This is a genomic window from Candidatus Krumholzibacteriia bacterium (assembly GCA_035649275.1).
Classification (GTDB): Bacteria; Krumholzibacteriota; Krumholzibacteriia.
Genome location: DASRJW010000024.1, coordinates 1 through 18,985 on the forward strand (window position 1 = coordinate 1; position 18,985 = coordinate 18,985).

The 18,985-nt window shown below is 67.3% G+C and carries 15 protein-coding genes; 12 read left to right on the forward strand and 3 right to left on the reverse strand.

Going from position 1 to position 18,985, the window contains the following annotated elements; all coding sequences use genetic code 11:
* The 3 genes from VFE28_01660 to egtD all read right to left on the reverse strand — a co-directional run.
* Positions 1–3,251: C25 family cysteine peptidase (locus tag VFE28_01660; protein HZM14681.1), on the reverse strand; the 3,251-nt coding region annotated here is incomplete at its 3' end.
* 191 nt (positions 3,252–3,442) lie between these two features.
* Positions 3,443–5,455 (reverse strand): transketolase, encoded by a 2,013-nt coding sequence (tkt, locus tag VFE28_01665; GenBank protein HZM14682.1) that lies wholly within the window; start codon positions 5,453–5,455, stop codon positions 3,443–3,445.
* On the reverse strand, positions 5,452–6,444 hold the full coding sequence (egtD, locus tag VFE28_01670; protein HZM14683.1) for an L-histidine N(alpha)-methyltransferase: 993 nt from the start codon (positions 6,442–6,444) through the stop codon (positions 5,452–5,454). Before egtD ends, tkt begins: the two co-directional genes overlap by 4 nt.
* 259 nt (positions 6,445–6,703) lie before the next feature.
* Here egtD and VFE28_01675 point away from each other — a divergent pair, with 259 nt between their 5' ends.
* From VFE28_01675 to VFE28_01730, 12 genes are read left to right on the forward strand one after another with little or no spacing between them, the layout of a single operon-like run.
* On the forward strand, positions 6,704–7,354 hold the full coding sequence (locus tag VFE28_01675; protein HZM14684.1) for a cytochrome c3 family protein: 651 nt from the start codon (positions 6,704–6,706) through the stop codon (positions 7,352–7,354).
* 10 nt (positions 7,355–7,364) lie between these two features.
* Entirely contained in the window at positions 7,365–10,370 is a 3,006-nt protein-coding gene (locus tag VFE28_01680) for a TAT-variant-translocated molybdopterin oxidoreductase (protein ID HZM14685.1), read from the forward strand.
* Positions 10,371–10,389: 19 nt separating this feature from the next.
* A complete protein-coding gene (gene nrfD, locus VFE28_01685) occupies positions 10,390–11,736 on the forward strand; it encodes an NrfD/PsrC family molybdoenzyme membrane anchor subunit (GenBank protein ID HZM14686.1) in 1,347 nt (448 codons plus the stop codon).
* Positions 11,736–12,281, forward strand: coding sequence for a DUF3341 domain-containing protein (locus VFE28_01690; protein HZM14687.1), 546 nt, complete (start codon positions 11,736–11,738; stop codon positions 12,279–12,281). Before nrfD ends, VFE28_01690 begins: the two co-directional genes overlap by 1 nt.
* A complete protein-coding gene (locus tag VFE28_01695; protein HZM14688.1) occupies positions 12,256–12,900 on the forward strand; it encodes a cytochrome c in 645 nt (214 codons plus the stop codon). Before VFE28_01690 ends, VFE28_01695 begins: the two co-directional genes overlap by 26 nt.
* On the forward strand, positions 12,887–14,092 hold the full coding sequence (locus tag VFE28_01700; GenBank protein ID HZM14689.1) for a hypothetical protein: 1,206 nt from the start codon (positions 12,887–12,889) through the stop codon (positions 14,090–14,092). Before VFE28_01695 ends, VFE28_01700 begins: the two co-directional genes overlap by 14 nt.
* Positions 14,085–14,564 (forward strand): hypothetical protein, encoded by a 480-nt coding sequence (locus VFE28_01705; GenBank protein ID HZM14690.1) that lies wholly within the window; start codon positions 14,085–14,087, stop codon positions 14,562–14,564. Before VFE28_01700 ends, VFE28_01705 begins: the two co-directional genes overlap by 8 nt.
* Positions 14,561–15,454 (forward strand): SCO family protein, encoded by an 894-nt coding sequence (locus VFE28_01710; GenBank protein ID HZM14691.1) that lies wholly within the window; start codon positions 14,561–14,563, stop codon positions 15,452–15,454. Before VFE28_01705 ends, VFE28_01710 begins: the two co-directional genes overlap by 4 nt.
* A gap of 20 nt (positions 15,455–15,474) precedes the next feature.
* Positions 15,475–16,407 carry a cytochrome c oxidase subunit II gene (gene coxB, locus VFE28_01715; protein ID HZM14692.1) on the forward strand — a complete coding sequence of 311 codons (933 nt, stop codon included), beginning with the start codon at positions 15,475–15,477 and terminating at the stop codon, positions 16,405–16,407.
* A gap of 1 nt (position 16,408) precedes the next feature.
* Positions 16,409–18,028 carry a cytochrome c oxidase subunit I gene (gene ctaD, locus VFE28_01720; GenBank protein HZM14693.1) on the forward strand — a complete coding sequence of 540 codons (1,620 nt, stop codon included), beginning with the start codon at positions 16,409–16,411 and terminating at the stop codon, positions 18,026–18,028.
* The gene (locus tag VFE28_01725; protein ID HZM14694.1) at positions 18,021–18,677 is read left to right on the forward strand and encodes a cytochrome c oxidase subunit 3 family protein; all 657 of its coding nucleotides are present in this window, start codon (positions 18,021–18,023) and stop codon (positions 18,675–18,677) included. The genes ctaD and VFE28_01725 overlap by 8 nt, the downstream gene beginning before the upstream one ends.
* 11 nt (positions 18,678–18,688) lie before the next feature.
* On the forward strand, positions 18,689–18,982 hold the full coding sequence (locus tag VFE28_01730) for a cytochrome C oxidase subunit IV family protein (protein ID HZM14695.1): 294 nt from the start codon (positions 18,689–18,691) through the stop codon (positions 18,980–18,982).
* Positions 18,983–18,985: the final 3 nt, after the last annotated feature.

Here is an 18,985-nt window from a genome sequence, read left to right on the forward strand (position 1 = left end):
TAGACGCTCAAGTTCCCCGCCACGATGTCCTTGTTCCCGTCCCCGGTGATGTCGCCCACCGCGGGGGGGCACGAGCTCACTGCCGCCATCTGGATAGGCCAACCCGCGAGCTGGGAGGGACTCGTGTTCGCCGAGGCGAGCGGCGACGGGGCGCTTTCGTTCCCCGAGCTGTCGACGGCGCTGACGTAATAGAAGTACTTCGTGCTCGGGGTGAGACCGCTGTCGCGGTAGTAGGCGACGCCGTTGGTGCGGTCGAGGGTCACTCGGGTCCAGGGCGGGAGACCCGTCTGGCTCCGGTACAAGTGGTATCCCGCCAGGTCCGGCTCGACGGACGGCGTCCAGGTGCAGACCATGACGGTCGAACCCTGGCTCGGGTCGAGTACCGGTGCGTCCGGCGCCACCGGGCCGCGCAGGGTCAGATTCCAGCTCTTCATGTGGCCATAGGTGTCGACGAGCTGCAAGGTGAGCGGGTTCTCCTGCAGACTGTTCTCTTGCAGGCGGAAGTGATTGGCCGCCACCAGCTCCTGCAAGGGTGCCGCGGTGCCCACACTGATGTTGTTCACCGTGAGCACGATGTCCGGGTCGCTGGAGAGCAGCGTCGATTGCAGTCCGATGGCGGCGCCGCTGCCGTAGTTCTTGAAGCTGGGAACGAGATCGAAGGTTTCCCCGGCCTGGATGGTGCCGTCGTTGTTCCCGCCCGGAGCCGGGTCGAGCACGTCCACCAGGACGAGCTGCATCCCCGGCGCGTGCAGCACCCGGTTCACCGTGTCGTTCCAGGTCGCCGAGCCGTTGGTGCTCGCGAACCGGCAAGCGAGGACGGCGCCGTCGGGAGCGCTGGCGGAGACGGCGAAGCGCACCGGTCCGCTCACCAGGACGCTGCCACCGCTGCCCACGTTGCCGACGGTGTAGGTGCTGTCCTGCACCGTCGCCCAGGGGCTAGTGAGGCGAAGGACGCCGCTCACGCCGCTGGCGGCGCCGTTACCGCTGTTGGCGAAGGTGAGGTCGAGGGCCACGGTCTCGCCCGAGTCGATGCGACCGTCTCCGTTCCCCACCGTGCCGCCATTGTTGTCGTCGTCGACGACCAAGTTCTGCACGTGCACGTACGGGGCGACCGAGGCGTTGACCGGAAGGGTGCTCACCCAGGTGGTCATGTTCTGGCCGCTGGCGGTGAGAACGGCGCTGCCCGGCGTCTCGGCCACGAAGGCCAGCGTCACTTGCCCGGCGCCGTCGGTGCGGCCGTGCTCGTACTCCTCCGTACCTTTCTGCAGGCACACCAGTGCGTTCGCCCGCGGCACGCCGTTCGTCGTCACCGTCACCTGCACCTGGGTGAGGCCGAGCCCGAGGCTGGCGGGAGCGGTCACCGCGGTGCTCTGCAGGTTGCTGGTGTGCACCACCATCTCGGGATCGCCGAGCAGGTTGTAGAGGAAGTGGGTGTAGTGGTCGGAGGTGTCGTAGTAGGCGTACGGCGTGTACGGCAGCCTGCTGGCGGTGAAGAGCACGCCGAGGTTCTTGGCGACCACGCCATCGTACATGGCCTGGAAGAAGCCAACATTGTAGTTGCGCGACGGGAGCGGGAAGGCGGCGCGCGTCGAGCCGAGCACGGCCACGGCGCCGCCGGGCGCGTCGAGGTAGGACTCGGCGAGGCAGGGGAAGTCGAAGGCCGTGGCCGTGCAGTTGAGCATGTAGAGGACGAAGCGCCGGGTCGTGTTGTTCAAAGCCACGGCGTGATGGGTGAGCATTGAGACGTCGCCCACGGACATGTTGTAGCGGAAGCCGTGGCCGATGTGGTTGACGAAACCCGGTCCGGCCGCGAGCGCCGATAGAGTGCTCTGCAGTGTCAGCTGCCCGGCGCCGGTGAAGGCGGTGTAGTTCTGGTACAGCTTGGTCACGGTGGTGGAGGGGGAGACCAGCGGCAGCAAACCGTACTCGCTGTAATCCGCGCCGTCCTCGATGACGACCTGTCCGGGCGCCCAATCCACCGGGAAAAGAACCTCGCTCAGGAAGAGCATCTCGTCCTGGTAGGTGGTCACCGACGGCGCCTCGTATTGGATGATCTTGCTGATGAGCGCCCCGGCCTCGGCCGGCGTGCTCACCGGCAGGCGGCCGACGAAGACTTCGGCGTAGAGATCCGGTTCGTCCACCGGCGTGTCGGTGGGGATGGCCGCTTCGCCCCAGAGAGCGTCTCCGTCGGCGTTCCAATTGCCGTCGAGGCAGGCGAAGTACATGTCCGTGGGAATGTATCGATCCGTTTCCGGGCCGAACTCGGAGTAGCCGTAGCGTGCCGGGACGACATCGGTGTCACCGCCGAGGAGGACGAAGTGCGAAGACCACAGCGAGTAGGCGGAGCGGATGAAGTTCCGCACCGTCTCCTGCAGATCGCTGCCGTGCTGGTAGTTCGCCTGGATCCACTCGAGGGTGCGCACCACCGTGGGCACGCCGCGCTGGGTCTTCCAGTCGGCCAGCACCTGGAAGTTCGCCGCCAGGGCCTGGCTGGTGATGATCACGTTCTCCACCGGGCTGCCCTCGAGGCTCGGCGCCTGGGTGGGACGGAAGCCGCGGCGCTCGCTCTCCACGAGGACGCCGATGCGCCGCTCGTAAGTGCCCAGGGCTTCGGGATTGAGCACTAGCCGCTCCACCTCCTGCCGGGCCGTGGCTTCCACCGAGGCGTCGAAGCGCTGGCGCTGCAGGAACGGAGCCGCGGTGGGCTCGAGGTCCAGATCGAGGTCGAAGCGATCCCGCACCAGGATCTTGCCGGTGCCGGCTTCGTAGCGCACCGGGTAGAGGCGCACGCTCGCCAGCTGGTAGCCGTGCAGCGCCCCGCTGCCTCCCGGCTCTGCTTCCACCGCCGGATAGAGCGCCGCACCGCTCTTCCCGAGCCGCGCAGGTCGAGGCTGGACGAGATCCCCGTCGTCGGTTTGCTTGGGCTGCGCCGCTTGCAGGGTCACCTGACCTCCCACGGAGCGCGCGGGCGACCCACCGGCGACATGGACGGCGATGAGCCGCTGTCCCTGCGGCACGAGAAGGGTGAGCACGACATAAGGGAGCTCCGGGAACCCCTGCTCCCAGGTGCGCCCCATGCCGGGGACCTGCACCACCGTGCCGCCGGCCGGTGCTGCCTGGAGCTGCAAGCGGGAGAGGTCGAGGCGGACTTCTTGACGGAGAGTTCCAGCGTGACCCGCGGGCGCCGTGAAGGCGCCAGCCAGGAACGCGGCGAAGAGAAAAACCGAGTGGCGCACGGCGCGACGCGGCATCTGCACGGCCTCCACGGCTGCGAAGCAAAGGATGTAAGACACCCGTGCCCCGCGGTCGGGGCTCTTGAGGGGTGTCGTGCAGGTCGCGTTAACAGTGGCTCGGGATCGTGACCTCGATAGGATGTTGTCGGCGTTGCCGGATCCTCGAGAGTCGCAGCGCGGCACAGGATACCATGCCCCGCGACCCCCGTTCAACCAGAGTCGCGGGAGCGCTGCAGGAGCGCGCTGGCCCGTGCTGCCACCGCGGTGGGTGTGAAGCCGAAGGCCTCGAAGAGCTTCGCCGCCGGCGCGGAGGCGCCGAAGCGCTCGATGCCGACCACGTCGTCCTCAGGAGCGAGCCAGCGGGCCCAGGAGAGGGGATGCGCCGCTTCGACGGCGAGGCGCGGCACGCCCGGAAGGAGCACGGCGTCGCGATACGACGCGGGCTGGGCCGCGAAGAGCTCGTGACTCGGCATGCTGACCACGCGCGTCCGCACCTCGCGGAGCAGGCGCGAGGCCTCGAGCACCAGTCCCACTTCCGAACCGCTGGCGAGGAGCAGTAGCTCCGGGGGGCCGCCGGTGGCATCCGTGAGGACATAGCCGCCGCGCTCCACGCCGCCCTCGCCGGCCGCCGCGGGCAGGGAGGCGAGCTTCTGCCGGGTGAGCACGAGAGCCACCGGGCCGCCGCGACGGCGGATGGCGAAGCTCCACGCGGCTGCCGTTTCCGCCGCGTCGGCCGGCCGCAACACCACCAGGTTCGGGATGCAGCGCAGCGCGGTCAGCGTCTCCACGGGCTGGTGCGTCGGGCCGTCTTCACCGAGACCGATCGAATCGTGGGTGAAGACATAGAGCACGTGCAGTCCCATGAGCGCCGCCAGGCGGATGGAAGGGCGCATGTAATCGGAGAAGATGAGGAAGGTGCCGCCATAGGGGATCACCCCACCGAAGAGAGCCATGCCGTTCAAGACCGCACCCATGCCGTGCTCGCGCACCCCGAAGCGCAGGTTGCGCTCCGCGGGCGCGCTGCGCGAGAAGTTCCCCGAGAGACGGAGCAGCGTGTTGTTCGACGGCGCCAGATCGGCGGAACCGCCGACGAGCTCGGGCAGACGCGGCGCCAGGGCATTCAGCACCTTGCCCGAAGCCTCGCGCGTCGCCATGGCGGGCTCGGCAGGACCGAAGCGCGGCAGATCTTCCTCCCAGCCCGGGGGCAGCTGGGCGTGGCGGCGCCGTTCGAGCTCCCGCGCCGCTTCGGGGTGGGCGCGGGCGTAGGCCTGCCAGCGTGCTTCCCATTCCGCCTGGAGCTTGGCGCCCCGTTCCCGGCAATGCAGCCACTCAGCCCGGGCTTCCTCGGGGACGTAGAAGGCCTCCGGCCACGGCCAGCCGAGGGCGGCCTTGGTGAGACGCACCTCCTCGGCGCCGAGCGGGGCGCCGTGGGCTTCCGCCGTGTCCTGTTTGTGCGGGCTGCCGTAGCCGATGTGGGTGCGGACGAGCACCAGGGACGGCCGGCTGGTTTCGGCGATGGCGGCACGCGTGGCCCGCTCTAGAGCCTCGAGATCGTTGCCGTCCTCGAGGCGCTGCACCTGCCAGCCGTAGGCCTCGAAGCGTCGGGCGACGTCGTCGCTGTAGGCGAGGCTGGTGGAGCCGTCGATGGTGATGTGGTTGTCGTCGTAGAAGCCCACCAGCCGGCCGAGCCCGAGGTGTCCGGCGAGGGAAGCGGCCTCGTGCGAGATGCCTTCCATGAGATCGCCATCGCTGGCGATGAAGAAGATGCGCTGGTCGCAGACCGTGTGTCCGGGCCGGTCGAAGAGCGCCGCCAGGTGCGTGGAAGCGAGCGCCATGCCGACGGCGTTGCCCAGTCCCTGACCCAGCGGGCCCGTCGTCGTCTCCACACCGGGGGTGAGGCCGTGTTCTGGATGTCCCGGCGTCCGGCTCTCCCACTGGCGGAACTGGCGCAGGTCGTCGAGGGAAAGGTCGTAGCCCGACAGGTGCAACAACCCATAGAGAAGCATCGAAGCGTGCCCGCAGGAGAGGACGAAACGATCTCGCCCGGGCCACGCCGGGTCCGCCGGATTGTGGCGCAGGTGGCGCGACCACAGCAGATAGGCAAGGGGGGCCAAGCCCATGGGGGTGCCGGGATGGCCTGATTTCGCTTGCTCCACCGCGTCCATGGCGAGCACGCGCAGGCTGTTGATGCAGAGCGCATCGAGAGCAGGGGGTGCGGTCATGGGGTGGAAGATAGCCCAGGGCGGCGGGCCAGGGCCAGCCCGAAGAGGTGCTCCGGGTCGGTGTACCACTGCATCAGTTCGAAACCAGTCTCAAGCAACAGCTCCCGCGCCATGTCGGGGTCGTACTTGACGCTGATCTCGGTGCGGATGAACTCCTCGCGCGCCAGAGCCAGGTCGAGTCGCGCCGCCCCGAGGCGCACCTTCTGCGCCGAGGTGGCCACCAGGCGCATCTCGATCCAGTGGTGCGCGGGATCGTAGAACGCCAGGTGGCGATAGCACTCCGGGCGGAAGTCGCCCTGGGCCACGCGGTTCACCACCTGCAGGATGTTGCGGTTGAACGCCGCCGTGATCCCGCTCGCATCGTTGTACGCCGCTTCCAGCCTGCGTGTGTCTTTGATCAAGTCGACGCCGAGGAGGAAGGCCTCACCCGGGTGGAGCGCGCGTGCCAGGCTGGCGACGAAATCCCGCGCCGCCCGGGGCTCGAGGTTACCGATGGTGCCGCCGAGGAAGATGACAAGGCGCCGTCCTCCCACCGGCAGGCGGTGGTCGAGGCGGAGGAAGTCGCCGATGACCCCGTGGACGCGGAGACCGGGATAGCTGGCGACGAGAGATTCTGCCGCCTGCCGGACGACCTGGCCGTTGACGTCGAAGGGGACGTAGAGATCGCAGCCCTGGTGACGCCGCATGGCTTCGAGGAGAAGGCGCGTCTTCGCAGAACTGCCCGAGCCCAGCTCCACGAGCACCGAGCCACCGCTCTGCGCGCACACATCGGCGGCGATTTCCGCCAGCAGAGCTCGCTCTGTGCGTGTCTGGTAATACTCCGGCAGTGCGGTGATCTGCTCGAAGAGCTCGGCGCCGCGGTCGTCGTAGAAGAATCGCGGTGCGATCTCGCGCGGTGTGCGCAGCAGACCATCGCGGATTCCCTGCACGAGCTGCGACGGGTCTTCGTCGTCGCCCAGGTCGTCGATGACGATCGAGCTCGTGGTCACGCCGCACCTCCGGTAGGGAAGAGGCAGCATACCAGGGGCGGCGGAGAGACCAGCGGCCGGATGCACGGGATCGCGCCCACGAGGTTCCCGGAAGCCGGCGTGCGGACACTCCACATCGCGCGCAGCCCCGCGCGGAAGCAGGCGCAGCCCGCTTCCCGTCCGTCCCGGAGCTTGTGAAAAAAATCACGAAGTCCCTTGCGGTCTACCCACCCCTCGGCTATGGTGAGCCGCGGTTTTCAACGCCAAGGCGCGCGGAAGCATGTCCCAGCTCTTCCACCACAGCACCAACACGCTCGCACGGGTCTCCATTTTCGGCGCTGTCTTCCTCGTCGCCGGGTTCTTCGGGGTGGTGACGTTGCTCGACCGCTCGACCTATTTCACCCGCCAGACCGAGGTGCTGCGCCAGCCCGTCCCCTTCAGTCACGATCACCATGTTGGCGCCATCGGCATCGATTGCCGTTATTGCCATACGTCGGTGGAGACCGCCGCCTTCGCCGGCGTACCCCCCACAGCGACGTGCATGAACTGCCATTCCCAGATCTGGGCGGACAGCCCGATGCTGCAGCCCGTGCGCGACAGCTTCCGCACCGGCGAGCCGTTGCGCTGGGCCCGGGTGAACGACTTGCCTGACTTCGTCTACTTCGACCACAGCATCCACATCGCCAAGGGGATCGGCTGCGCCGAGTGCCACGGCCGCATGGATCGCATGCCGCTCACCCACGCCGCCAGCCCGCTGCAGATGCGCTGGTGTCTCGACTGCCACCGGCATCCTGGCGACCGCGTTCGCCCGCGGGCCGAGGTCTTCAACACCAAGTGGGAGGCCCCGCCGGGGGCGGCGGCGCTGCGCGCCGATCTGGCCAAGCGATATCAGGTGACCAGTATGACGGATTGCTCCACATGTCATCGCTAGGGGTTGCCGCGTGAGCGCTGGAGAGACGACGAACATCCTGCGCCACTGGCGCAGTCTCGAAGAGCGGGAGGCCGGCGCCGCCGTCCCGAGCCAACGGCCCGAGTTCGCGCCGGGGGACGAACTCTTGCCCGACAGTCTCGACCGACGGCGTTTCCTGCAACTCATGGGCGCCTCCTTCGCTCTGGCGGGACTGGGGGCGTGCACCCGCCAGCCGGTCGAGTCCATCGTCCCCTACGCGCGTCCGCCCGAGGAGGTCATCCCCGGGAAGCCCCTCTACTTCGCTACCGCTCTCACCCTGGGCGGTTACGCAACCGGTGTCCTGGTGGAAAGCCACATGGGACGGCCGACCAAGGTCGAGGGCAACCCGGAGCATCCGGCGAGCCTGGGGGCGACGGACCGCTTCTGCCAGGCGACGCTGCTCGACCTCTACGACCCGGATCGCTCCCGCGCCGCGTTGCACCTGCAACGCATTCGCAGCTGGGAAGCGTGGGTGCAAACTCTGGAACCGGCGCTCGAGGCGCAAGTGGCGCTGCAAGGCGCCGGCTTGCGCATCCTGAGCGGCAGCAGCAGCTCGCCGACGCTGGCGGCGCAGATGCAACGCCTCAAGGCGCGTTTCCCCCAGGCGCGCTGGCACCGCTACGAGCCGGTATCGCGCGACGGCCTGCGCAGCGCCACCCTCGCTGGCTTCGGCAAGTACGTCGAGGTGCGCTACGACTTCTCCCAAGCCGATGTCGTCGTCGCCCTCGACTCGGACTTCCTGGTGAGCGGCCCGGGCTGCGTGCGCGCCGCCCACGACTTCATGAGCCGCCGGCGCGTGCGCGACGGCCAGTACGGCATGAACCGCCTCTACGCCGTGGAGAGCACCCCGAGCGCGACGGGAGCCGTCGCCGATCACCGCTTGTCGCTGGCGCCGGATCTCCTGCTCGGCTTCGCCTTCGGTCTGGGCTTCGAGTGCGGCGTCATCGGCACCGGTCAGGTCGGCCCCTTCGCTTCCGGCGACCTGCACCACTGGTTGAACCGGGTCGGCGTGGACCTGCGCGAGCACGCCGGGCGCAGCATCGTGATCGCCGGCGACGAGACCTCGGCGGAGCTGCAGACGCTGGCGCTCGCCATGAACTACTACCTGGGCAACCTTGGCCGGACGGTGCTTGTGAGCGAGCCGGTCGAGGTGGAGCCGGTGAGCCACGTGGGTTCGCTCCGCGATCTGGTGCAAGACATGCGTGCCGGACGCGTGGAGATCCTGCTCATCCTGGGCGGCAACCCGGTGTACGACGCCCCGGCGGACTTCGCCTTCGCCGCCGCGATGGAGAAGGTGCCCTTGCGGGCGCACCTGTCCCTGAACGAGGACGAGACCTCGGAGCTGTGTCACTGGCATCTGCCCATGGCCCATGAGCTCGAAACCTGGGGCGACGCCCGTGCCTTCGATGGCACGGTGACGGTGCAGCAGCCGCTCATCGACCCACTGTACGGCGGCAAATCCGTGCACGAGCTCCTCGCCGTCGTCACCGGCGAGAGCGAGCGCAAGGGGATCGACATCGTGCGCCGCACCTGGAAAGAGCGCCTCGGGGCCGTGGACTTCGAACCGGCCTGGAGGCGGATCCTGCACGATGGCATCGTCCCCGGCTCGGCATGGCCACCACAGACTTACGTTTTCCAAAGCGATTGGGTGACGCAGTTCTGTCTCGCTCTGGTGCGTGAACTCATCCCGCGGTTGGAGCGCAAGGACGCCGGCATCGATCTGGTCTTCCGCGCCGATCCGTCGTTGCACGACGGGCGCTTCGCCAACAACGGCTGGCTGCAGGAGCTGCCGAAGCCCTGGACACGGCTCACCTGGGACAATGCGGCCATCCTGGGACCCAAGATGGCGGCCGATCTGAGCCTGAAGCCGGAAGACGTGGTGGAGCTCGAGTTGCGCGACACGATCGTACGCGCCCCGGTCTGGGTGCTGCCCGGGCAGCCGGACGGCGTGGTCACGGTGCACCTGGGTTACGGTCGGCGCCGCGTGGGCCGGGTGGGCAAAGGCACCGGCTTCGACGCCTACCCGCTGCGCACGAGTGCCGGGCTCGATCGCGCCGGCGGCCTCCGGCTGCGCCGCACCGGCGAGCGCTGGGAGCTCGCCTCGACGCAGGTGCAGCGCACCATGGAGGGACGGAACCTGGCCCGGCAGGGAACGCTGCTGGAGTTCCGCTCCCACCCGGAGTTCGCCCGGGAAGCGGCGCACGGGGCGCCGCCGACGGAGTCGCTCTACCCGGGCTACGCCTACACCGGCCACGCCTGGGGCATGGTGGTGGACCTGGGGGCGTGCATCGGCTGCAACGCCTGCGTCATGGCGTGCAACGCCGAGAACAACATCCCCGTGGTCGGCAAGGCACAGGTGCATAACGGGCGCGAGATGCACTGGATCCGCATCGACCGCTACTTCGAGGGCGACCCGGAGAACCCCCAGGTGGTGCAGCAACCGGTCCTGTGCATGCATTGCGAGAACGCCCCTTGCGAGCCCGTCTGCCCGGTGGGCGCGACGATGCACGGCAAGGAAGGCCTGAACGAGATGGTCTACAACCGCTGCGTCGGCACGCGGTACTGCGCCAACAACTGCCCGTACAAGGTGCGGCGCTTCAACTTCTACCAGTACAACGACCGGGACACCGAAGTCCTGAAGATGCTCCGCAACCCGGACGTCACCGTGCGCACCCGCGGGGTGATGGAGAAGTGCACCTATTGCGTCCAGCGCATCAACCAGGCGCGGATCCAGGCGAAGAAGGAAGAGCGCTCCCTCAAGGACGGCGAGATCATCACCGCCTGCCAACAGGTGTGCCCGACGGACGCTCTGATCTTCGGTGACATCAACGACGCTGGCTCCAAGGTGGCGAAGCTGCGGCAGCAGCCGCTGCACTACGGCATCCTCGAGGAGCTGAACACGCGACCAAGAACCACCTACTTGGCCCGGGTCACGAACCCGAACCCGGAGAGCGGCGCGCCCCCCGAGCCGCGACACGGAGGACCGCGTGGCCACTGAACCCCTGTCGTCGCGGTCCATGGCGCCGACGGTCATCGCTCCGGGCCACACCGCTGCCACGGTGACCGACAAGATCGCCGCCGTGGTCCTGCAGCGGACGCCGCTCTGGTTCTATCCGGCGTTCGGAGCGGCCTTCATGCTGCTCATGACCTTGCTCTACGCCATCACCTACCTCTTCGCCAAGGGCGTCGGCATCTGGGGCGTCAACAACCCGGTGGGCTGGGGCTTCGCCATCATCAACTTCGTCTGGTGGATCGGGATCGGTCACGCCGGCACGCTGATCTCGGCGATCCTCCTCCTCATGCGCCAGAAGTGGCGCACTTCGATCAATCGCTTCGCCGAGGCCATGACCCTCTTCGCCGTGGCTTGCGCCGGCTTGTTCCCCATCCTGCACCTGGGGCGCCCTTGGCTCGCCTACTGGCTCTTCCCCTACCCGAACACCATGTGGGTGTGGCCGCAGTTCCGCAGCCCGCTGATCTGGGACGTCTTCGCCATCTCCACCTACATGCTGGTGTCGCTCATGTTCTGGTACGTCGGGCTGATTCCGGATGTGGCGACGCTGCGCGATCGCACGAAAAACAAGATCGGCCAGATCGTCTACGGCATGATGGCCATGGGCTGGCGCGGCTCGGCGAAGCACTGGCACCACCACGACACCGCTTGCATCCTGCTGGCGGCGCTGGCCACGCCGCTGGTGGTGTCGGTGCACTCGGTGGTGAGCTTCGACTTCGCCGCCGGCATCATTCCCGGCTGGCACACCACGCTCTTCCCGCCCTACTTCGTGGCCGGCGCCATCTTCGCCGGCTTCGCCATGGTGATCACGCTCTGCATTCCGCTGCGCGCCGCTTTCGGCCTGCACGACTTCATCACCGAGTGGCACGTGCGCAACATGGCCAAGGTCATGCTGGCCACGGGCCTCATCGTCAACTACGGCTACGGCATCGAGCTCTTCATCGCCTGGTATAGCGGCAGCCCCTACGAGACCTTCATGCTCAGCAACAGGATCGGCGGGCCGTACCGCTTCATCTGGTACGCCCTCATCCTCTGCAACGTGGTGGCGACGCAGTTCCTCTGGTCGGCGAAGGTGCGTTCCTCCGCCGTCGCCCTCTGGGTGGTAGCCATGTTCATCAACGTGGGGATGTGGCTCGAACGTTTCGTCATCGTCGTCACCAGCTTGCACCGGGACTTCATGCCCTCCGCCTGGGGCATGTATTACCCCACCAAGTTCGACTGGATGACCTTCCTGGGCAGCATCGGTCTGTTCCTCTCCCTCATGTTCCTCTTCGTCCGGCTCCTGCCGATGATCTCGATCTTCGAGATCCGCGGCATCCTGCCCAAGACACGGGCAGGGGAAAGGAGCGCCTGATGCAAGTGCACCGCCAGCCCCTGCATGGCGTCATGGCCGAGTTCGATCACTCGGACAGGTTGATCGCCGCGGTGAAGGCGGTGCGGTCCCAGGGCTACACACAGCTGGACGCCTACACCCCCTATCCCATCGAGGCTCTGCACCATGCCCTCGGCCACCACCATTCGCCGTTGCCGCGCATGGTGCTGGCCGGCGGCATCACCGGCGCTCTCGGTGGCTTCCTACTGCAGACCTGGACCAGCACCGTGGCCCTGCCGCTCAACGTCGGCGGCAAGCCCTTCTTCAGCTGGCCGGCCTTCATCCCCGTCACCTTCGAGTGCACGATTCTCTTGGCGTCGTTAACCGCCGTCTTGGGGATGCTGGCGCTCTCCGGTTTGCCCCGGCCGCACCACCCGGTGTTCAACGTCGAGCGCTTCGCCATGGCGAGCCGGGACCGCTATTTCCTCTGCATCGAAGCTGGCGATCCTCTCTTCGACGTCGACAAGACGTGCCAGTTCCTCTGGACCCTGGAGCCGACGCATGTGGCCGAAGTCGCCGAAACCTGAAAGCCGCGCCGCCGCCCTGGTCGTGGCGCTGCTGGCGCTTCCGGGCTGCATCCGGCTCGACATGTACAACCAGCCGCGCTACGAGCCGCTGGAGGCGAGCCGGTTCTATGCCGACGGGCGCTCCGCCCGGCAGCTTCCTGCCGGCACGGTGGCCCGGGGCACGCTGCTCGAGGATCGGGCCTACGCCACCGGCACGGTGAACGACTCGACCTTCGCCACCGAGCTGCCGTTCGCGCTGACGCCGGAGCTCCTGCAGCGCGGCCGCGAGCGCTACGGCATCTTCTGCTCCGTCTGTCACGACGGCACCGGGTCCGGGCGCGGCATGGTGGTGCGGCGCGGCTACAAGCAGCCGCCGTCCTTCCACATCGAGCGGCTGCAGCAACAGCCGGCGGGCTATTTCTTCGACGTCATCAGCCGCGGTTTCTCCACCATGCCCAGCTACGCCGCTTCCATCCCCATCGCCGATCGCTGGGCCATCGTGGCTTACCTGCGAGCGCTGCAGCTGTCGCAGCAGGTCGCGGTGCGCAACTTGCCGGAGCCGTGGCGGGGCGAGATCGAAGCCGCGGCGAATCAGGCAGCCGCAGGGAAGAAGGAGCCAGCAGGCCATGAGCATAGGTGACGCGCCTTCGCTGGCGGTGCTGCGCGCCGCGGCCGTGCCGGCCGGCTGGACGCAAGACCTGCGCAAGCGGGCCCTGTGGTTCGCCATCCCGGCCGCGGTAGCCTCGGTGGCCGGCGCCATCGTCGCACCCCAGGCCTTCTACCGCGCCTACCTCACCGGCTTCGTCTTCTGGCTCGGCGTGCCCCTGGGCTGCCTGGGGCTCCTGCTCCTCACCCACATGACCGGCGGCAGCTGGGCTCTGATCATGCGGCGGCTCCTGGAGGCGGCGACGCGCACCCTGCCCCTTCTGGTGCTCCTCTTCGTCCCCGTGCTGCTCGGCCTGCGAACGCTGTACTCCTGGACCGACGCCGAGAAGGTGGCGGCGAGCGCCATCCTGCAGCACAAAGCGCCGTACCTGAACTTGCCGTTCTTTCTGCTCCGCACCGCCCTCTACTTCCTGATCTGGGGGCTCTTCGCCTTCGTGCTCAACCGCTGGTCGCTGGAGCAGGATCGGACCGGGGCCTCGACGCTGCCACGGCGACTGCAGGGTGCCGGCGGTGTCGGCTTGCTCGTCTTCATGCTGGCCGGGAGCTTTGCCAGCTTCGACTGGCTCATGTCCCTCGACCCGCTGTGGTTCTCCAGCATCTACGGCATGCACTTCGTCGTCGGCCAAGCGGCCTCCGGCCTCTGCTTCGCCATCCTGGTGGCTCGCTCGCTCGGGCGCTCGCAGCCCTTGGACCGGGTCTACGCCCCGCGGCACCTGGACGACTACGGCAAGCTCTTGCTCGCCTTCATCCTCCTCTGGGGCTACATGACCTACTCGCAGTACCTGATCATCTGGTCCGGCAACCTCCCGGAGGAAATCACCTTCTATGTGCGCCGGCACGCCGGGGGCTACATGGTGCTGAGCTTCGTCATCGCCGCCCTGCACTTCGCCCTCCCTTTCTTCCTGCTCTTGTCCAAGAGCATCCGCAGCAATCCCCAGCGCCTGGTGTGGGCGGCGGTTCCCGTCTTCGTCGGCCACTGGCTCGATCTGGTCTGGCAGGTGGCGCCATCGCTGGATCCGGAGGGACCGGCGCTGCACTGGCTCGATCCGGTGGTGACGCTCGCCATCGGCAGCGTCTGGCTCGTCGCCTTCGCCTGGCAGCTGCCGCGACGCGCACTTCTGCCGCAGAAGGACGCACACCTGGAGGAGGCCTTGGCGGATGAGTGACCAGCATGCCAAGGGTCCCGGCACCGGGCACGACCACGAGCCGGAAACGTTCGATCGCGAGATCAGCGTCCGGCCTCTCGTCGCCTTCGCCGTCGGTCTCGTGGTGGTCATCATCGTTTCCGGTGTGGCCATGTGGGGACTCTCGGTGTTGCTCAAGGCGCGCGAGGAAGCCCAGGACCGGCCGCTCTCGCCGGTGGTGCAGCGCGAGGGCGCGCCCCCGGTGCCGGAGCCGCATCTGCAGACGACGCCGGAGCTGGATCTCAAGGCGATGCGGGCCCACGAGGATTCGCTCCTGCACTCCTACGCCTGGGTGGACCGGAATGCCGGCGTCGCCCGCATCCCGTTGGAGCGCGCCATGGAGCTTTTGGTGCAGCAGGGCTTGCCGACGCGAGCCGAGCCTCTGCCCTGGACGCGGCCCGGCACCTGGCGTGATCAGAGCCTGCAACGGCTGGCGCGGGAGGGTGGGCCGTGAAGCGCCTCGTTCTCGCTTGCCTCCTCCTTGGTTGGGCCGTCGCGGCGGCGGGCCAGCCCGGCGTCCCGGCGTCCCGGCAACCGGGCGCGGCGGCACCGAGCCCGAGCGCCGGCACCTCGGCGTCGAGCCCGAGCGCTGCCGCCGCCAACCAGAGCGGCTTGCCCCGGGCGCTGCGCGAGGTGGGCTTCGACCAGAAGATAGGGACGATGCTGCCGCTGCAGTTGCGTTTCCGCGATGAAACCGGCGCCACGGTGGAGCTGGGCAGCTTCTTCGGCCAGCGCCCGGTGCTCCTCTCTCTCGTCTACTACGAGTGCCCCATGCTCTGCTCCATGGCGCTCAACGGCCTGGTCTCGAGCTTGCGGGCCTTGAACATGGAACCCGGGCGTGACTTCGAGATCGTCACCGTGTCCTTCGATTCCACCGAAGGTCCCGCGCTGGCGGCGGCGAAGAAGGCGAAGTACTTGGAGGAATACCACCGTCCCGGAGCGGCGGCGTCCTGGCATTTCCTCACCGGCGAGGGGCCGGCGATCCGGGGACTCACCGAGAGCGTGGGCTTCCGCTACACCTGGGACGAGCCGACCAAGCAGTTCGCCCATGCGAGCGGCCTCATCGTCACCACGCCGGCGGGTGAGCTGGCGCGCTATTTCTTCGGCATCGAGTACGCACCACGCGACCTGCGGCTGGGTCTGGTGGAGGCGTCGAAGGGCAAGCTGGGCAACGTCGTCGATCAGGCGCTGCTCTACTGCTTCCGCTATGACCCGGAGTCGGGGACGTACGCCGCGGCGGCGCTCAACCTGGTGCGCGCCGGCGGCGTGGTCACGGTGATCTTGATCGCGGTGTTCATCTTGTGGATGCGACGGCAGGAGCGCCGGCGCCTGCTCCCGAGCTGACGGAGGACCCGAGCGACACCATGTCGAAAGCACCCTTCATGCCCCCGCAGGGGTCCAGCTTTGCCGGGCAGGTCGATCTCCTCTACCTCTTCCTGGTGGCGATCAGCCTGTTCTTCTCGCTCCTCATCGCCGGCCTCATCGTCTACCTCGCGGTGCGCTACAAGCGCCGGTCGCCGCGGGACATCGGCGTCCCGATTCATGGCTCGGGGGTGCTGGAGATCGCCTGGTCGGTGATCCCGCTCGTCATCATGCTGGGTTCCTTCGTCTGGGGCACGATGTTGTTCTTCCACCTCTCCCGGCCGCCGGCGGACGCGGTGGAGTACTTCGCCGTCGGCAAGCAGTGGATGTGGAAGTTCCAGCATCCCGACGGCACCCGGGAGATCAACACCTTGCACCTGCCCGTGGGGCAGCCGGTGAAGGTCACATTGACCTCGGAGGACGTGATCCACGACCTCTTCGTCCCGGCCTTCCGGGTCAAGATGGACGTCCTCCCGGCGCGCTACAGCACCATCTGGTTCCAGCCCGTTCGCGTCGGTACCTACCATCTCTTCTGCGCCGAATACTGCGGCGCCGAGCATTCGCGCATGGGCGGCTGGATCGTGGTGCAGGAGCCCGAGGACTACGAGCGCTGGCTGGCGGGGGAGCGCGGCCAGGAGAACCGGCTCGCCAGCCCGGAGGACCTCTTCAAGCGCTTCGCCTGCGAGTCGTGCCACCGCACCGACTCGGTGGCGCGTGCGCCCCAGCTGGCGGGTCTGTTCGGCAAGCAAGTGCGCTTCAAGGACGGCAGTGCCATCGTGGCCGACGACAACTACATCCTGGAGTCGATCCTCAAGCCGAACGAGAAGATCGTCGCCGGGTATCAACCGATCATGCCCACGTTCCAGGGCCAGATGAGCCAGGAGGAAGCGCTCGCTCTCGTGCGCTACGTCCGTGGGCTCGAAGCGGGGAAGTGAGATGCCCTCCACCGAGCGCGCCGTCCTCGAGACCGAGGACTACATCAATGCCGATTACAACATCAAATCGTGGCTGCTGACCACGGATCACAAGCGCATCGCCGTGCTCTATCTGATCTCGGTGACGCTGTTCTTCCTCATCGGCGGCCTCTTCGCCGTCCTCATCCGTCTGGAGCTGCTGACGCCGCAGGGCGATCTGATGCAGTCGGACACCTACAACCGCGTCTTCACCATGCACGGCGTGACGATGGTGTTCTTCTTCCTCATCCCCTCCATCCCCACGGTGCTAGGCAACTTCCTCGTGCCCATGATGGTGGGGGCCCGGGATCTGGCCTTCCCCAAAGTGAACCTGGCTAGCTGGTACGTGTTCAACCTGGCCGGGGTCTTCACCCTCTACGCTATGTTCGCCGGCGGCGTGGACACGGGCTGGACCTTCTACACGCCCTACAGCACCACCTACTCCAACACCCACGTGGTGGCCACCGGGCTCGGCGTCTTCATCGCCGGTTTCTCCTCCATCATGACCGGCCTCAACTTCATCGTCACCATCCACCGCATGCGGGCGCCGGGGCTCACCTGGTTCCGCCTGCCCCTCTTCCTCTGGGCGCATTACGCCACCAGCCTAGTGATGATCCTGGGTACACCGGTGATCGCGATCACCACCCTGCTGCTGGCAGTGGAGCGGGGTTTCAAGATCGGCATCTTCGACCCCAATCTGGGCGGCGACCCGGTGCTCTTCCAGCACCTGTTCTGGTTCTACTCGCACCCGGCGGTGTACATCATGGTGCTCCCGGCCATGGGTGTGATCAGCGAGCTCATCGCCGCTTTCGCGCGCAAGCCCGTCTTCGGCTACAAGATCGTCGCCGCGTCGAGCATGTCCATCGCCATCCTCGGCTTCCTGGTCTGGGGCCACCACATGTTCGTGAGCGGCCAGTCGGTGTACGCCGCCACGGTGTTCTCCGTCCTCAGCATGCTGGTGGCGGTGCCGTCGGCGGTGAAGGTGTTCAACTGGACAGCGACGCTGTACAAGGGCTCGGTCTCTTTCGAAACCCCCATGCTCTACGCCCTGGGTTTCATCGGCCTCTTCACCGTGGGCGGGTTGACCGGGGTGATGCTGGCGACGCTCGGGCTCGACGTGCACGTGCACGACACCTACTTCGTGGTGGCGCATTTCCACTACATCATGGTGGGCGGCACGATCATGGCGTACCTGGGGGGGCTGCACTTCTGGTGGCCGAAGATGTCCGGACGCCTGTATCCGCAGTTCTGGTCCAGGCTCTCGGCGCTCATCATCTTCGTCGGCTTCAACCTCACCTTCTTCCCCCAATTCCTCCTCGGCTACATGGGGATGCCACGGCGCTACCACGTCTATCCCGAGGAGTTTCAAGTGCTGCACGTGCTCTCCAGCGCCGGCGCCTCCATCCTGGGGGTGGGCTACATCCTGCCGGTGTTCTATCTCACCTGGTCGATGCGCTACGGGCCGCGGGCCTCGGCCAATCCCTGGGGGGCCACGGGGCTCGAGTGGCAAACGTCGTCGCCGCCGCCGACGCACAACTTCCTGGAGACCCCGGTGGTGACCACGGACGCGTACCACTACAGCGAAGAGGTGACCGTTGGCTAACCCGCAACCCCTGCTGGCAACTCATTTCGACACCCTGGATCAGCAGCGGGAATCCGCTTCGCTGGGGATGTGGGTGTTCCTGATCACCGAAGTCATGTTCTTCGGCGGCCTCTTCACCGCCTACATCGTCTATCGCTCGCGGCTGCACGGTCTCTTCGACTACGGCAGCCACGAGCTGAACGTCACGCTCGGCGCCATCAACACCATCGTGCTCATCTGCAGCAGCCTCACCATGGCCATCGCCGTCCGCGCCTCACAGCTGGGCGATCGGCGCACCCTGGTGCGCTTCCTCGTCCTTACCATGCTCCTGGGGTTGACCTTCCTCGGGATCAAGGCGGTGGAGTATCAGGAGAAGTTCGTGCACCACCTGGTGCCCGGGCCGCACTTCCAGTGGCACGGCCCGCAGCCCCGGCAGATCGAGATGTTCTTCTCCTTGTACTTCGCCATGACCGGACTGCACGCGCTGCACATGATCGTGGGGGTAGGGCTCATCCTCTGGCTGCTGCCGCGGTCGGCGAAGGGGTTCTACGGCCCGGACTACCACCACCCCATCGAGTGCTTCGGCCTCTACTGGCACTTCGTCGACATCGTCTGGATCTTCCTGTTCCCGCTGCTCTATCTGCTCGGGCGCAGTCACTTCGTGGGCTAAGGAGACTCGGGATGCACATCAGTCCGTTGCGCGTCTACGCCCTCGTCTTCGCCGCCCTCCTGGTGGGCACGCTCACCACGGTGGCCGTGGCCTTCCAGCACCTGGGGCCCTTCAACGACATCGTCGCCCTCACCATCGCGGTGACCAAGATGACGTTGGTGGTCCTCTTCTTCATGCACGCCAAGTACAGCACGCGGCTGACCAAGATCGTCGTCGCCAGCGGCTTCGCCTGGCTCCTCTTCCTGATCGCCTTCACCCTGAGCGATTACTTGACCCGCGGCTGGCTCGGCGTGCCGGGGAAATAGCCA

What these genes read in the sequence shown, in the direction of transcription:
- VFE28_01700 (HZM14689.1), top strand. Translation starts at nt 12,887, where the DNA reads ATGAGCATAGGTGACGCGCCTTCGCTGGCGGTGCTGCGCGCCGCGGCC.
- VFE28_01690 (HZM14687.1), top strand. Translation starts at nt 11,736, where the DNA reads ATGCAAGTGCACCGCCAGCCCCTGCATGGCGTCATGGCCGAGTTCGAT.
- tkt (HZM14682.1), bottom strand. Translation starts at nt 5,455, where the DNA reads ATGACCGCACCCCCTGCTCTCGATGCGCTCTGCATCAACAGCCTGCGC.
- VFE28_01675 (HZM14684.1), top strand. Translation starts at nt 6,704, where the DNA reads ATGTCCCAGCTCTTCCACCACAGCACCAACACGCTCGCACGGGTCTCC.
- coxB (HZM14692.1), top strand. Translation starts at nt 15,475, where the DNA reads ATGTCGAAAGCACCCTTCATGCCCCCGCAGGGGTCCAGCTTTGCCGGG.
- nrfD (HZM14686.1), top strand. Translation starts at nt 10,390, where the DNA reads ATGGCGCCGACGGTCATCGCTCCGGGCCACACCGCTGCCACGGTGACC.
- VFE28_01695 (HZM14688.1), top strand. Translation starts at nt 12,256, where the DNA reads ATGTGGCCGAAGTCGCCGAAACCTGAAAGCCGCGCCGCCGCCCTGGTC.
- ctaD (HZM14693.1), top strand. Translation starts at nt 16,409, where the DNA reads ATGCCCTCCACCGAGCGCGCCGTCCTCGAGACCGAGGACTACATCAAT.
- VFE28_01705 (HZM14690.1), top strand. Translation starts at nt 14,085, where the DNA reads ATGAGTGACCAGCATGCCAAGGGTCCCGGCACCGGGCACGACCACGAG.
- VFE28_01730 (HZM14695.1), top strand. Translation starts at nt 18,689, where the DNA reads ATGCACATCAGTCCGTTGCGCGTCTACGCCCTCGTCTTCGCCGCCCTC.